The sequence below is a fragment of the Kosakonia sp. YIM B13571 genome (genome assembly GCF_042788095.1).
Lineage (GTDB): Bacteria > Pseudomonadota > Gammaproteobacteria > Enterobacterales > Enterobacteriaceae > Kosakonia > Kosakonia quasisacchari.
On record NZ_JBHZPL010000001.1, the window covers coordinates 529,170 to 543,955 of the forward strand.

Genomic DNA, 14,786 nt, shown 5'->3' on the forward strand with positions numbered 1-14,786 from the left:
TGATGATTCATCAATAACAGCGTCTTATACATACTCTTTTTTCAGCATTCGACAATCGCCATTGCACTTTTTACTTTCAGCGCGGTAAAAGCCTTGCGCCCTGCCCCTTTTTTGCGGCATTTTGACTGCAAGCACACAACATTACAGCTTTGCATTCAAGATTAACGGAGAAGTCTATGTGTTCAATTTTTGGCGTACTGGATATTAAAACCGACGCGGTCGAATTACGTAAAAAAGCGCTGGAATTATCTCGCCTGATGCGCCATCGCGGCCCGGACTGGTCCGGTGTTTATGCAAGTGATAAAGCCATTCTGGCGCACGAACGTCTCTCTATTGTTGACGTTAACGCTGGGGCACAGCCGCTGTACAACGAGAAGAAAACCCATGCACTGGCGGTAAACGGTGAAATTTATAACCACCAGGCGTTGCGCGCAGAATATGGCGACCGTTACGCATTCCAGACCGGCTCCGACTGCGAAGTGATCCTTGCGCTGTACCAGGAAAAAGGACCGGAATTCCTCGATGAACTGCAAGGCATGTTCGCTTTCGCCCTGTATGACAGTGAAAAAGACGCTTACCTGATTGGCCGCGACCATATCGGCATCATTCCGCTGTATATGGGTCACGACGAACACGGCAACTTGTACGTTGCGTCAGAAATGAAAGCACTGGTGCCGGTTTGCCGCACTATCAAAGAGTTCCCGGCTGGCAGCTACCTGTGGAGCAAAGACGGCGAAATCCGCTCTTATTACCAGCGCGACTGGTTTGAATACGATGCAGTAAAAGACAACGTGACCGACAAAGCGCAACTGCGCCAGGCGCTGGAAGACGCGGTGAAAAGCCACCTGATGTCCGATGTACCGTACGGCGTGCTGCTTTCGGGCGGTCTGGATTCTTCGGTCATTTCCGCTATCACCAAAAAATTCGCTGCCCGTCGCGTTGAAGATCAAGAGAAATCAGAAGCCTGGTGGCCGCAACTTCACTCCTTTGCTGTTGGTCTGAAAGGCGCGCCGGATCTGAAAGCGGCGCAGGAAGTCGCCAACCATCTTGGCACCGTGCACCATGAAATTCATTTCACCGTGCAGGAAGGGCTGGATGCGATTCGCGATGTGATTTACCACATTGAAACCTATGACGTAACGACGATTCGCGCCTCCACGCCTATGTACCTGATGTCGCGTAAGATCAAAGCGATGGGCATCAAAATGGTGCTCTCCGGCGAAGGTTCCGATGAGGTGTTTGGCGGCTATCTCTATTTCCATAAAGCGCCGGATGCCAAAGAGTTACACGAAGAAACCGTGCGTAAACTGCAAGCGCTGCATATGTTCGACTGCGCGCGTGCAAACAAAGCGATGTCCGCCTGGGGCGTGGAAGCGCGCGTACCGTTCCTGGATAAAAAATTCCTCGACGTGGCCATGCGCATCAACCCGGAAGACAAAATGTGCGGCAGCAACGGCAAAATGGAAAAACACATTCTGCGCGAATGTTTTGAATCCTACCTGCCAGCAAGTGTGGCATGGCGTCAAAAAGAGCAGTTCTCCGACGGCGTAGGTTACAGTTGGATCGATACGCTGAAAGAAGTCGCTGCGCAGCAGGTTACGGATCAACAACTGGCAACGGCCAGCTACCGTTTCCCATACAACACGCCAGCATCGAAAGAAGCGTATCTGTACCGCGAAATTTTTGAAGAGCTGTTCCCGCTGCCGTGTGCCGCGGAATGCGTCCCTGGCGGTCCGTCCGTTGCCTGTTCTTCCGCAAAAGCGTTTGAATGGGACGAAGCCTTCAAAACCATGAATGATCCGTCAGGTCGCGCGGTAGGTATTCACCAGTCAGCTTATTAATAAATAATGGTTATTCTTACAGGCCCCTGCGGGGCCTGTTGCTTTTTGTGCGCTGATTTAATGAATAAAATCGTTTTTCGCCCAATAAAGCGCCATGCTGTTCGCAACCTAACCAAACAGTCACATTCCGGCAATTTTCGATGAAAAAGGTATTGACGCTGTAAAGCCCAATACGCATAATGCGCCCCGCAACGCCGATAAGGTAACGCGAAAAAAGATGGCTACGTAGCTCAGCTGGTTAGAGCACAGCACTCATAATGCTGGGGTCACAGGTTCGATTCCCGTCGTAGCCACCATCTTTTTTGCGGGAGTGGCGAAATTGGTAGACGCACCAGATTTAGGTTCTGGCGCCGCAAGGTGTGCGAGTTCAAGTCTCGCCTCCCGCACCATTCCCAAGTAGGTGTTGCACGGATGGGGTATCGCCAAGCGGTAAGGCACCGGTTTTTGATACCGGCATTCCCTGGTTCGAATCCAGGTACCCCAGCCATCTCTTCTTCGACTCCTGCAAAACGCACTAGTCGTTGGGGTATCGCCAAGCGGTAAGGCACCGGTTTTTGATACCGGCATTCCCTGGTTCGAATCCAGGTACCCCAGCCAGTCGATGACTGGGAAAGCAGTAAAACTTGGCTACGTAGCTCAGCTGGTTAGAGCACAGCACTCATAATGCTGGGGTCACAGGTTCGATTCCCGTCGTAGCCACCATATTGAAGGTCTAATGTTTCAAACGTTAAACCTGAAAAAGATTTGTTGGGGTATCGCCAAGCGGTAAGGCAGTGGATTCTGATTCCACCATCCCGAGGTTCGAATCCTCGTACCCCAGCCAACTCAAAGACGTTTGCTTTCGCGAACGCACTTTTGGGGTATCGCCAAGCGGTAAGGCAGTGGATTCTGATTCCACCATTCCGAGGTTCGAATCCTCGTACCCCAGCCAACAAAACAAAAAAGCTCGCTTCGGCGGGCTTTTTTGTTTTCTACACATTCCCGGATGTTGGTAGTTAATCACGGCATAAAACGTATGGTAATTTACCCGCCTCTCTCCTCTGAGTCAGCATGATGAACTATCAAAACACTGCCCTGTTAATTTATGCCCCGCTGTATGTACTCTTTGTGGTCACCGGTTTCGGTCTTGCTTTTATGGGCCTCTCCGCGCCGATCTTTTATGGCCTCTGTATGGGGTTGATCTTTCCGGTTGTCATATCCATGCGTCTGCATACGCTGAGCGAAAGCGGCCAGGCCCTGCTGCTGAAGGAGACAACTCACTGGACGGTGTATGTGCAGGGCATTCCGGTGCAGGAAACACGCTCATCGCTGAAAAACCCCTGCTTCTCTACGCCACAGCGCCTTCAGCAATTCTGTATGCGGACACTGCTCGCCAGGCTTGTGCTGCAAGTTGCGTCTGTCGCGCTACTGGTGCAACAGGCCAGCGCAAACCCGCTCTCCACGAGCTATGGGGCGGCAGCCTTCGTGGCGCTGATTATTCTGCTGGTGCCGCTTTACCGCACAGTGCTGTTGCTGCGCAAAATGCACAATGGCGAATGGGCGCTGCAACAGCTTGAAGGGATTGATGGGTATCAGGCCTTTTTTATCGACAAAAAAGGTGCGCACACGGCACTGGATAAGTTATTGGCAATTATGTGAGTACTGCGGGCGCTGCGCCCGCAGACCTTTTACAATCCTAATGCGTACTTCAGCGCCTGCCGTTTCAACACGCCAGCGCGTTCCGCCGCCATCAGACCGATATTGCGCAGCAAGCGCACCGGGCCGAGAGAGTTACTAAACCCAGCGTAAAACAGATCCATACCACTTTGCATAATAAAGTTATCCGCCATACGCCGCGTCTGATAACGTTTCAATACCGCGTGACTAGACCAGGCTTCTGCGTGCGTACGCGCGCTGGTCAATACATCCAGCAACGCGTCCACATCGCGATACCCCAGATTTACGCCCTGCCCGGCCAAGGGATGAATGGTATGCGCCGCATCACCCACCAGCGCAAGCCCCGGCCTGACATACTGCAGTGCATGGCGGCGAGTCAGCGGAAAAGCAGCCGCTGCAACCGGTTTAACCTCACCAAGCCGCGCCGGGAAATGCCGGGCAATCTCCTGCTCCAGTTGTGCCATTGTTAATGTCTGCAACTGGCGGATACGCGCCGGGGTGTCATACCACACCAGCGAGGCCCAGTTATCAAACAGCGGTAAAAAAGCATGCGGGCCATCAGGCGTGAAATGTTGCCAGGTGCTGTCACCTGTTTCGTGTTCGCATTGAATGGTGATCAACATGCAGGATTGTTGATACTGCCAGGCGTGAATACCAATCCCCGCCGCTTGTCGTACCCAGGAATTCGCGCCATCGGCCCCTACCACCAGCTTCGCCGTTAACGTGTCACCATCCGCAAACGTTAATTGCTGACATTCGTTGTCTGCATGCAGCGCGGTTAATTCTTTAGCCGTGAGCAGCGTTACCTGCGGGTGCGCCTGCAAAGCCTCCCACAGCGCGCGCTGGAGCACTGCGTTTTCAACCATATAACCGAGTAGCGGCAATTTAAGCTCACGAGCATTGAACACCACATGCGCATTTTCCCACTCCCAGGTTTCCAGTTGTCGGTAAGGATGGCAGCGCATGGCCTGAATGCTCTCCCAGACGCCCAGCCCGCGCAGCAACGCCACCGATGCGGCACTGATCGCTGAGATCCGCACATCCGGCTGCGCCGCGGCATCAAACACCGCAGGTTCCTGTTTTTCAATCACGGTCACGGCAAAACCATGTTGCGCCAGCCCCAGCGCCAGCGCTCCGCCGACCATTCCGCCACCGACGATGGCAACTTCATTGGATTGATTTGTCATGGCTACTTGTCCTTCAACGAGAATCCGTTAAGTTTACCGGATTTTTTACCCCTTGAGGCTGACAACCGTCATACTGGTCAGCACGCGACCAAAGCATTACAATACGCGGCCTGCAATCCTGGCTGATACCCGTCATACTCAGCGTATACGAACTTAAGCAAGAGCAAGTCGATGACAAAAAAACTCCACATTAAAACCTGGGGCTGTCAGATGAACGAATACGATTCATCAAAGATGGCCGATCTGCTGGATGCCACTCACGGCTATCAACTGACCGAGGTGGCGGAAGAAGCGGATGTGCTGCTGCTTAATACCTGCTCAATCCGTGAAAAGGCCCAGGAAAAAGTCTTCCATCAATTGGGGCGCTGGAAGCTGCTAAAAGAGAAAAACCCGGATCTGATTATCGGTGTTGGCGGCTGCGTGGCGTCTCAGGAAGGTGACCATATTCGCCAGCGTGCGCACTATGTCGACATTATTTTTGGGCCGCAAACGCTGCACCGCTTGCCAGAAATGATCAATTCCGTGCGCGGCACCCGTAGCCCGGTGGTCGATATCAGCTTCCCGGAAATTGAAAAATTTGACCGTTTGCCGGAACCACGCGCCGATGGCCCAACTGCGTTTGTATCGATCATGGAAGGCTGTAACAAATACTGTACTTACTGCGTGGTGCCTTATACCCGTGGTGAAGAAGTCAGCCGTCCTGCCGACGACATCCTGTTTGAAATCGCTCAACTGGCAGCGCAAGGCGTCCGTGAAGTGAACCTGCTCGGCCAGAACGTTAACGCCTGGCGCGGTGAAAACTTTGACGGCAGCACCGGCACCTTTGCCGAGCTTTTGCGCCTGGTGGCGGCCATTGATGGCATTGACCGTATCCGCTTCACCACCAGCCACCCGATCGAATTCACTGATGACATCATTGAGGTCTATCGCGACACACCTGAGCTGGTGAGTTTCCTGCATCTGCCGGTACAAAGTGGGTCCGATCGCATACTGAATCTGATGAGTCGTACGCACACCGCGCTGGAATATAAAGCGATCATCCGTAAGCTGCGCGAAGCGCGCCCGGATATTCAGATTAGCTCCGACTTTATCGTCGGCTTCCCGGGTGAAACCACCGAAGACTTCGAAAAAACCATGAAGCTGATTGCCGATGTTAACTTCGACATGAGCTACAGCTTTATCTTCTCCGCACGACCGGGTACGCCCGCTGCCGATATGGTAGACGATGTGCCGGAAGAGGAGAAAAAACAGCGGCTGTATATTCTGCAAGAGCGCATTAACCAGCAGGCGATGGCCTGGAGCCGTCGTATGCTCGGCACTACCCAGCGCATCCTGGTGGAAGGCACATCGCGTAAAAGCATCATGGAACTATCGGGTCGCACCGAAAACAACCGCGTGGTTAACTTCGAAGGCAAACCGGAGATGATCGGTAAATTTGTCGATGTGGAAATCGTCGACGTCTACCCGAACTCCCTGCGCGGCGTGCTGGTACGTACCGAAGAAGAAATGGGTCTGCGTGTGGTGGAATCCCCGCAATCTGTTATCGCCCGTACGCGTAAAGAGAACGACCTCGGTGTCGGTCTGTACCAACCGTAATACCACCGGCCTGCCATTTCTGGCAGGCCTTGCTTTTCCCTTCGCTGACCCCAACATCTTGCGCGATGCTTGCGACTTCTTTATATGCCGTGAATAATTCCCTAATGGGCATAGCCCTCGACACATCGAAAAGAGGAACAGTTTGAATATAGATACGCGTGAAATTACCCTTGAGCCAGCGGACAACGCACGTCTGCTAAGTCTGTGCGGCCCGTTTGACGACAACATCAAACAACTGGAGCGGCGACTGGGCATCGAAATCAACCGCCGCGATAATCACTTCAAACTCACCGGACGCGAAATTTGCGTTAATGCTGCGGCCGATATTCTGCGCACCCTGTATGTCGATACCGCGCCGATGCGCGGCCAGATTCAGGATATTGAACCGGAACAGATCCATCTGGCTATCAAAGAAGCGCGCGTGCTGGAGCAGAGCGCCGAGAGCGTGCCGGAATACGGCAAAGCTATCCATATCAAAACCAAGCGTGGGGTGATTAAACCGCGCACGCCAAACCAGGCGCAGTACGTCGCCAATATTCTCGACCACGACATCACTTTCGGTGTTGGTCCAGCGGGAACCGGTAAAACCTACCTCGCGGTTGCCGCTGCGGTGGATGCGCTGGAGCGCCAGGAAGTGCGCCGCATTCTGCTGACGCGCCCGGCGGTAGAAGCGGGTGAAAAACTCGGCTTCCTGCCCGGCGATCTCAGCCAAAAAGTCGATCCTTATCTGCGCCCGCTGTATGACGCGCTGTTTGAGATGATTGGCTTTGAACGCGTCGAAAAACTGATTGAGCGCAATGTCATTGAAGTCGCGCCGTTAGCCTATATGCGCGGTCGTACGCTAAACGATGCTTTTATCATTCTTGATGAGAGCCAGAACACCACCATCGAACAGATGAAAATGTTCCTGACGCGTATTGGTTTTAACTCCAAAGCGGTGATCACTGGCGACGTCACGCAGATTGACCTGCCGCGTAATACCAAATCCGGTTTGCGTCACGCCATCGAAGTGCTGGCGAACGTTGACGAAATCAGCTTTAACTTCTTCCACAGCGAAGATGTGGTGCGCCACCCAGTGGTAGCTCGCATCGTTATCGCCTATGAAGCGTGGGAAGAAGCCGAACAGAAACGTAAAGCAGAACTGGCCGCCGAGCGCAAACGTGAAGCCCAGGAGCAGGAGCATAAATGAGTCAGGTGATCCTTGATCTACAGTTGGCGTGTGAAGATAACAGCGGCCTGCCGGAAGAAGCGCAATTCCAGAAATGGCTTGACGCCGTTATCCCGCAGTTTCAGGAAGAAGCAGAAGTCACCATTCGCCTGGTCGACAATGCGGAAAGCCACGAACTGAACCTGACCTACCGCGGGAAAGACAAGCCGACCAATGTGCTTTCTTTCCCGTTTGAAGCGCCGCCTGGCATCGAAATGCCGCTGCTTGGCGACTTAATTATCTGCCGCCAGGTCGTGGAACAGGAAGCACAGGAGCAAGGCAAACCGCTGGATGCTCACTGGGCGCACATGGTGGTGCACGGCAGTTTACACCTGCTCGGTTACGACCATATTGCAGACGATGAAGCCGAAGAGATGGAAGGGATTGAGACAGAGATAATGCTTGCTCTGGGCTATGAGGATCCGTACATTTCCGAGAAAGAGTAAGTTGGCGTGCGGCTTCGGCTGCGCTCCACTCGCTAAAAATGCCGTCCGGCGCTGAGTTTACGCGCGACGAGCGACAGATTAACCAACACGAGAACCCACACGACGCCATGAGCGACGATAACTCACACAGTAGCGACAACACCAACAACAAAAAGGGATTCTTCTCCCTTTTACTGAGCCAGCTATTTCACGGCGAACCGAAAAACCGTGATGAACTGCTGGAACTGATCCGAGACTCCGGGCAAAACGAGCTTATCGACAACGATACGCGCGACATGCTGGAAGGGGTAATGGATATTGCGGACCAGCGCGTTCGCGACATCATGATCCCCCGCTCCCAAATGATTACCCTGAAACGCAACCAGACGCTGGACGAATGTCTCGATGTCATTATCGAGTCTGCCCACTCGCGTTTTCCGGTGATCAGCGAAGACAAAGATCACATCGAAGGGATCCTGATGGCTAAGGATTTGCTGCCCTTTATGCGCAGCGACGCCGAAGCGTTCAGCATGGAAAAAGTGTTACGCCAGGCAGTAGTGGTACCGGAAAGTAAGCGTGTTGATCGCATGCTGAAAGAGTTCCGTTCCCAACGCTACCATATGGCTATCGTTATTGATGAGTTCGGTGGCGTTTCCGGTCTGGTCACTATAGAAGATATTCTTGAGCTTATTGTCGGCGAAATCGAAGATGAGTACGACGAGGAAGAGGATATCGATTTCCGCCAGCTTAGCCGCCATACATGGACAGTCCGCGCACTGGCACCGATTGAAGATTTCAATGAAACCTTCGGCACCCACTTCAGTGATGATGAAGTGGACACTATTGGCGGTCTGGTGATGCAGGCGTTCGGTCACTTGCCTGCGCGCGGTGAATCTATTGACATTGATGGTTACCAATTCAAGGTCGCGATGGCCGATAGCCGACGTATTATTCAGGTCCATGTCAGAATGCCGGATGATTCTCCGCAACCGAAACTGGATGAGTAATGTAAATGGTATTTCCCGCACTGTTTGAACGTCAGCGTGTACGTCTGCTGCTGGCGTTATTATTCGGAGCCAGCGGAACGCTGGCTTTTTCTCCTTATGACGTCTGGCCCGCCGCGCTTATTTCCCTGATTGGTCTACAGGGTTTAACCCTGAATCGCCGCCCATTGCAGGCTGCCTGGATTGGCTATTTCTGGGGGCTTGGTCTGTTTGGCAGCGGTGTGCACTGGGTGTATGTCAGTATCGCTCAGTTCGGCGGCATGCCAGGTCCGGTCAATATTTTCCTCGTGGTGCTGCTGGCGGCCTATTTGTCGCTCTACACTGGGCTGTTCGCCGGTATTTTGTCGCGTTTGTGGCCACACACCAGTTGGTTGCGCCTGGCGGTTGCCGCACCTGTCATTTGGCAAATTACCGAGTTCCTGCGCGGCTGGGTATTGACCGGTTTCCCGTGGCTCCAGTTTGGTTACAGCCAGATAGATGGGCCGCTGAAAGGCCTCGCGCCGGTGCTTGGCGTTGAAGCCATCAATTTCTTACTGATGATTGTCAGTGGTCTGTTGGTGCTGGCGTTGGTTCAGCGTCGCTTACGCCCGCTCGCCGTCGCCGTCGTGCTGTTCGCCCTGCCCTTCCCGCTGCGTTATATTCAGTGGTATCAACTGCTGCCGGAGCGCACCACCCAGGTTTCTATGGTGCAAGGGAACATCCCACAATCGATGAAGTGGGACGAAAACCAACTGCTCAATACGTTGAAAATCTACAGCAACGCCAGCGAACAGGTGATGGGTAAATCGCAACTGATTATCTGGCCGGAGTCCGCCATTCCGGATCTGGAAATTAACCAGCAACGCTTTTTAAGCGCCATGGATAATCTGCTACGGGCAAACAACAGCACTCTGATTACCGGGATTGTCGATGCGCGGCTCAATCGGCAAAACCGTTACGACACCTACAACACGATCATTACGCTGGGCAAAGACAGCGCTTACAGCTACAGCTCAAGCGATCGCTACAACAAGAACCATCTGGTGCCATTTGGCGAGTTTGTGCCGCTGGAGTCGATTCTGCGTCCGCTGGCGCCGTTCTTCGATTTGCCGATGTCCTCGTTCAGTCGTGGCGCTTATGTACAGCCCCCGCTGACGGCGCATGGGCTAACGCTGACGGCAGCAATTTGCTACGAGATAATCCTCGGCGAGCAGGTGCGTGATAACTTCCGCCCGGATACCGATTTCTTGCTGACCATCTCGAACGACGCTTGGTTTGGTAAATCCATTGGCCCGTGGCAGCACTTCCAGATGGCGCGGATGCGTGCGCTGGAATTGGCGCGTCCACTGCTGCGTAGCACCAATAACGGCATAACCGCAGTGATTGGTCCCCAGGGTGAAATCCAGGCGATGATCCCACAATTTACCCGTGAAGTGCTGACCGCGAAGGTCACACCGACCTCTGGCCTCACGCCATATGCCCGCACGGGCAACTGGCCGCTGTGGATTATCACCGCACTGCTGGGCTTTGGTGCGCTGGTGATGAGTCTGCGTCAGCGCCGCCGTTAATCCTCTTTCTCGCTGTTCTGCCCGGTGACAATTTGCTTACCGGGCATCCTCTCTTCGTTGTGCAAAATTTACGATTAAGCCGTTTTTGGCATGCCGTTTGCTTATATCTACCAGGCAGCTATGAAATCCGCTTATGTGCAACTTACGTCGCACCAGCAGGAAACAGTAGCGGCACCAATCTGGTGCAATGGAAGATTTTTGCCTCTAAACGGTGCGGCGCGCCTCGCAAAAATAAACAATACCGCAGCAAAATCTTTACATTAAGCCAGACTGAATGTAACAAACACATACAACACTGCACGAATATGTCGCAGAACAACAAAAACACAATACACACAATGGGTATCAATACGCGTCTCTGGCGCTGACGATAAAGGAGTCTGGATATGCAATTACGTAAACTGGCCGCCGCGATGCTGGTGATGGGACTGTCCGCCGGTCTGGTGCATGCTGAAGATGCAAAACCTGCCGACGCAGCGTCGGCCGATCAACAAGCCACGCTGGCTAAAATTGCTAAAAACGGCGTTATCGTCGTCGGTCACCGCGAATCTTCCGTACCGTTCTCCTATTACGACAATGAACAAAAGGTCGTGGGTTACTCCCAGGACTACTCCAACGCTATCGTTGAAGCGGTGAAGAAAAAACTGAATAAGCCGGATCTGGCGGTGAAACTTATTCCTATCACCTCGCAAAACCGTATCCCGCTGCTACAAAACGGCACCTTCGATTTTGAGTGTGGTTCCACCACCAATAACCTTGAACGCCAGAAGCAAGCGGCGTTCTCTGACACCATTTTCGTGGTTGGCACGCGCCTGCTCACCAAAAAAGGTGGCCCGATTAAAGACTTCGCCGACCTGAAAGGCAAAGCCGTGGTGGTGACTTCCGGTACTACGTCAGAAATTCTGCTGAACAAGCTGAACGACGAGAAGAAAATGGATATGCGCATTATCAGCGCGAAAGACCATGGCGACTCGTTCCGTACCCTGGAAAGCGGCCGCGCAGTGGCCTTTATGATGGATGACGCGCTGCTGGCCGGTGAACGTGCGAAAGCGAAAAAACAGGATAACTGGGAGATCGTGGGCACGCCGCAATCAAAAGAAGCCTACGGCTGTATGCTGCGTAAAAACGATCCAGAATTCAAAAAGTTGATGGATGACACTATCGCCCAGCTCCAGACCTCAGGTGCGGCGGAAAAATCCTTCGACAAATGGTTTAAAAACCCGATTCCGCCGAAAAACATGAACCTCAATTTCGATCTCTCTGACGATATGAAAGCGCTGTTCAAAGAACCGAATGACAAAGCTCTGAACTAATTAAAACCATTAGGGGCGGGTTTACCTGCCCTCTCGATTGTCGAAGTAGCACGGACAGACTATACGTTGAGTGGTCGTTCCCCACTCAGCGCGAAGACTCGCTCTTCATACAATCTTCGAGGGTAGCGCTGCTACCCTTTTTTTTCCGGAGTAGATTTATGTCCATAGACTGGAACTGGGGAATATTTCTTGAACAGGCCCCGTTCGGCAACACCACCTATCTTGGCTGGCTATGGAGTGGTTTTCAGGTCACTATCGCGCTTTCCGTGACGGCCTGGATTATCGCTTTTCTGGTCGGTTCCCTGTTTGGCATCCTGCGTACCGTCCCTAACCGTCTCTTGTCCGGCATTGGCACTCTCTATGTCGAACTGTTCCGCAACGTGCCGCTGATCGTGCAGTTTTTCACCTGGTACCTGGTGGTGCCAGAACTGTTGCCGGAAAATATCGGCATGTGGTTCAAGTCAGAATTGGATCCGAATATCCAGTTCTTCGTCTCCTCAATGGTCTGCCTGGGGCTGTTTACCGCGGCTCGCGTTTGTGAGCAGGTACGCGCCGCGATTCAGTCGCTACCGCGCGGGCAAAAAAACGCGGGCCTGGCGATGGGGCTGACGCTGCCGCAAACCTACCGTTATGTGTTGCTGCCTAATGCTTACCGTGTGATTGTGCCGCCAATGACTTCGGAGATGATGAACCTGGTCAAAAACTCGGCCATCGCGTCCACCATCGGCCTGGTCGATATGGCGGCGCAGGCGGGGAAATTGCTGGATTACTCCGCCCATGCCTGGGAATCCTTTACGGCAATCACCGTTGCGTATGTCTTAATTAACGCTTTCATTATGCTGGTGATGAACCTGGTTGAACGTAAAATTCGCCTGCCGGGCAATATGGGAGGCAAATAATCATGTACGAATTTGACTGGAGTTCAATCGTCCCTTCGTTGCCGTATCTGGTGGCGGGTCTGATAGTCACGCTGAAAATCACAGCGATTGCGATTGTGTTTGGCATTGTCTGGGGAACCTTGCTGGCGGTGATGCGTCTGTCGACATTTGCGCCGTTGCGCTGGTTTGCCAAAAGTTACGTGAATGTGTTCCGCTCTATCCCGCTGGTGATGGTGCTGCTGTGGTTCTATCTGATCGTGCCGGGTTTTCTGCAAAATGTGCTGGGTCTGTCGCCAAAAACCGATATCCGCCTGATTTCTGCAATGGTGGCCTTCTCAATGTTTGAAGCGGCTTACTACTCGGAAATTATCCGTGCGGGCATTCAAAGTATTTCTCGCGGGCAGTCCAGTGCCGCGCTGGCGCTCGGTATGACGCACTGGCAGTCGATGAAGCTTATCATCCTGCCGCAGGCATTTCGCGCGATGGTTCCGCTGCTGCTCACGCAGGGCATTGTGCTATTCCAGGATACCTCTCTGGTCTATGTCCTGAGCCTGGCGGATTTCTTCCGCACGGCATCTACCATTGGCGAGCGCGATGGTACGCAGGTTGAAATGATCCTGTTTGCCGGCGCCGTATATTTTGTTATCAGTTTGAGTGCTTCGCTGTTGGTCAGCTGGCTGAAGAAAAGGACCGTCTAATGATTTCCCTGAAAAATGTTTCTAAATGGTATGGTCACTTTCAGGTGTTGACCGATTGTTCCACCGAAGTGAAAAAAGGCGAAGTAGTGGTGGTTTGCGGGCCGTCCGGCTCCGGTAAATCGACGCTGATAAAAACCGTCAACGGTCTGGAACCGGTGCAGAAAGGCGAGATTGTCGTCAACGGTACCAAAGTGAATGACAAGAAAACCAATCTGGCTAAGCTGCGATCGCATGTCGGGATGGTGTTCCAGCACTTTGAACTGTTCCCCCATCTGTCAATCATTGAGAACCTGACGCTGGCACAAGTAAAAGTACTGAAGCGCGATAAAGCTGCCGCACGAGACAAAGGGCTGAAGCTGCTGGAACGCGTTGGTCTCTCTGCTCATGCGAACAAATTCCCGGCGCAGCTTTCCGGCGGCCAGCAGCAGCGCGTAGCGATTGCCCGCGCGCTCTGTATGGATCCGGTTGCAATGCTGTTTGACGAACCGACCTCCGCGCTCGATCCAGAGATGATCAACGAAGTGCTGGACGTGATGGTCGAACTGGCGAACGAAGGCATGACCATGATGGTGGTAACCCACGAAATGGGCTTTGCCCGCAAAGTGGCGAACCGGGTGATCTTTATGGATGAGGGAAAAATTATCGAAGATTCAGAGAAAGACGCCTTCTTCGATAACCCGAAATCCGAACGCGCTAAAGACTTCCTCGCAAAAATTCTGCATTAACAGACTGCGCCTGCCCGCTCCGGGCAGGCGCTTATGGGATTACGGTTCGAACGGGCGGCGCTGGAATTGGTCATGCCCGCATTTCGGGCATAGCGGCAACACATCCGGCGTGTAGACCGCCAGATGAAAGTGGCACTTCTCGCAGACCAGATTCCCAAGCCCTACCACCTCGCCGCTGTGATAAACGCCGTGGTGATTGAGATCCTGGAACACTTCACGCCACTCAAGCTGCGTTTTATCGGTGATATCCGCCAGTTCCTGCCAGATACTCTCTTTAATCACACGCATGAATACGCTGTCGGTGACTTCCTGCTGGCTTTCGCTGTAACTGAGGGCGAACTCCTCCAGATCGCGGCGAATTGAGCGCATCAGTTCGTCAACTTCCGTGCGCGTTAACTCGCCGGTTTGCGCCACGCGCAGGCGCGCTTGTTCAACCAGGGCATCAATATCACGCTCTCCATTGCGTAAACGCTCGGTCAACGCCGCCACCAGTTCACGGTAAAAATGAGCAACCTTGTTCATCGTTTCGCCTCCCGGTTCAGTAACTCTCTCTAATGGTAGACGTTATTTCTTGCTCGCTGTGCCGACTCGCCCGCACTGTCGACAAAAAATTAGCGGCCAAAGGCCGGGGCAATTTCGTTCCCGCGTCGCGGAAAGGCTGTTTTGAGAGTGGCGTTTGGGCTATGCTATGCCTTTCGAAAAACCACGT

13 protein-coding genes and 7 tRNA genes are annotated in these 14,786 nt (G+C 53.1%); 18 read left to right on the plus strand and 2 right to left on the minus strand.

All coding sequences use genetic code 11. The annotated features are described in order from the left end of the window. Positions 1–176 precede the first annotated feature (176 nt). The 9 genes from asnB (at position 177) to ACFX4O_RS02565 (ending at position 3,479) form a co-directional block, all read left to right on the plus strand. A complete protein-coding gene (gene asnB / locus ACFX4O_RS02525; RefSeq protein ID WP_380207042.1) occupies positions 177–1,841 on the plus strand; it encodes an asparagine synthase B in 1,665 nt (554 codons plus the stop codon). Positions 1,842–2,060: 219 nt separating this feature from the next. Continuing rightward, positions 2,061–2,137, plus strand: a tRNA-Met gene (locus ACFX4O_RS02530). Positions 2,138–2,145: 8 nt separating this feature from the next. Beyond that, positions 2,146–2,230, plus strand: a tRNA-Leu gene (locus ACFX4O_RS02535). 23 nt (positions 2,231–2,253) lie between these two features. Further along, positions 2,254–2,328: transfer RNA gene (locus ACFX4O_RS02540), tRNA-Gln, on the plus strand. A gap of 35 nt (positions 2,329–2,363) precedes the next feature. Next, a tRNA-Gln gene (locus ACFX4O_RS02545) sits at positions 2,364–2,438 on the plus strand. 28 nt (positions 2,439–2,466) lie between these two features. Further along, positions 2,467–2,543: transfer RNA gene (locus tag ACFX4O_RS02550), tRNA-Met, on the plus strand. Between the two features lie 46 nt (positions 2,544–2,589). Beyond that, positions 2,590–2,664, plus strand: a tRNA-Gln gene (locus ACFX4O_RS02555). Positions 2,665–2,697: 33 nt separating this feature from the next. After that, a tRNA-Gln gene (locus tag ACFX4O_RS02560) sits at positions 2,698–2,772 on the plus strand. Between the two features lie 119 nt (positions 2,773–2,891). Beyond that, entirely contained in the window at positions 2,892–3,479 is a 588-nt protein-coding gene (locus tag ACFX4O_RS02565) for a hypothetical protein (protein ID WP_131406275.1), read from the plus strand. A 29-nt stretch (positions 3,480–3,508) separates the two neighbouring features. Here the strand turns inward: ACFX4O_RS02565 and ubiF are convergent, their stop codons facing one another. After that, entirely contained in the window at positions 3,509–4,684 is a 1,176-nt protein-coding gene (gene ubiF / locus ACFX4O_RS02570; protein WP_380207044.1) for a 3-demethoxyubiquinol 3-hydroxylase, read from the minus strand. 171 nt (positions 4,685–4,855) lie between these two features. Here ubiF and miaB point away from each other — a divergent pair, with 171 nt between their 5' ends. The 9 genes from miaB to ACFX4O_RS02615 all read left to right on the plus strand — a co-directional run bounded on the left by miaB (position 4,856) and on the right by ACFX4O_RS02615 (position 14,077). Further along, positions 4,856–6,280 (plus strand): tRNA (N6-isopentenyl adenosine(37)-C2)-methylthiotransferase MiaB, encoded by a 1,425-nt coding sequence (gene miaB, locus ACFX4O_RS02575; protein ID WP_131406273.1) that lies wholly within the window; start codon positions 4,856–4,858, stop codon positions 6,278–6,280. A 142-nt stretch (positions 6,281–6,422) separates the two neighbouring features. Next, positions 6,423–7,469 (plus strand): PhoH family protein, encoded by a 1,047-nt coding sequence (locus ACFX4O_RS02580; RefSeq protein WP_131406272.1) that lies wholly within the window; start codon positions 6,423–6,425, stop codon positions 7,467–7,469. Then, positions 7,466–7,933, plus strand: coding sequence for an rRNA maturation RNase YbeY (gene ybeY / locus ACFX4O_RS02585; RefSeq protein WP_090118909.1), 468 nt, complete (start codon positions 7,466–7,468; stop codon positions 7,931–7,933). The genes ACFX4O_RS02580 and ybeY overlap by 4 nt, the downstream gene beginning before the upstream one ends. Before the next feature lie 107 nt (positions 7,934–8,040). Further along, positions 8,041–8,919 carry a CNNM family magnesium/cobalt transport protein CorC gene (corC, locus tag ACFX4O_RS02590; protein ID WP_040016553.1) on the plus strand — a complete coding sequence of 293 codons (879 nt, stop codon included), beginning with the start codon at positions 8,041–8,043 and terminating at the stop codon, positions 8,917–8,919. A gap of 5 nt (positions 8,920–8,924) precedes the next feature. Then, positions 8,925–10,463 carry an apolipoprotein N-acyltransferase gene (gene lnt, locus ACFX4O_RS02595; RefSeq protein WP_380207048.1) on the plus strand — a complete coding sequence of 513 codons (1,539 nt, stop codon included), beginning with the start codon at positions 8,925–8,927 and terminating at the stop codon, positions 10,461–10,463. Between the two features lie 386 nt (positions 10,464–10,849). Next, positions 10,850–11,776, plus strand: a complete 927-nt coding sequence (locus ACFX4O_RS02600; protein WP_131406270.1) for an amino acid ABC transporter substrate-binding protein — start codon at positions 10,850–10,852, stop codon at positions 11,774–11,776. A gap of 158 nt (positions 11,777–11,934) precedes the next feature. Beyond that, positions 11,935–12,675, plus strand: coding sequence for an amino acid ABC transporter permease (locus ACFX4O_RS02605; RefSeq protein WP_131406269.1), 741 nt, complete (start codon positions 11,935–11,937; stop codon positions 12,673–12,675). A gap of 2 nt (positions 12,676–12,677) precedes the next feature. Further along, a complete protein-coding gene (gltK, locus tag ACFX4O_RS02610) occupies positions 12,678–13,352 on the plus strand; it encodes a glutamate/aspartate ABC transporter permease GltK (protein WP_131406268.1) in 675 nt (224 codons plus the stop codon). Continuing rightward, the gene (locus ACFX4O_RS02615) at positions 13,352–14,077 is read left to right on the plus strand and encodes an amino acid ABC transporter ATP-binding protein (protein ID WP_380207051.1); all 726 of its coding nucleotides are present in this window, start codon (positions 13,352–13,354) and stop codon (positions 14,075–14,077) included. The genes gltK and ACFX4O_RS02615 overlap by 1 nt, the downstream gene beginning before the upstream one ends. A 39-nt stretch (positions 14,078–14,116) precedes the next feature. Here ACFX4O_RS02615 and ACFX4O_RS02620 read toward each other — a convergent pair whose 3' ends face one another. Beyond that, positions 14,117–14,599 carry a zinc ribbon-containing protein gene (locus ACFX4O_RS02620; RefSeq protein ID WP_380207053.1) on the minus strand — a complete coding sequence of 161 codons (483 nt, stop codon included), beginning with the start codon at positions 14,597–14,599 and terminating at the stop codon, positions 14,117–14,119. Between the last annotated feature and the right edge of the window lie 187 nt (positions 14,600–14,786).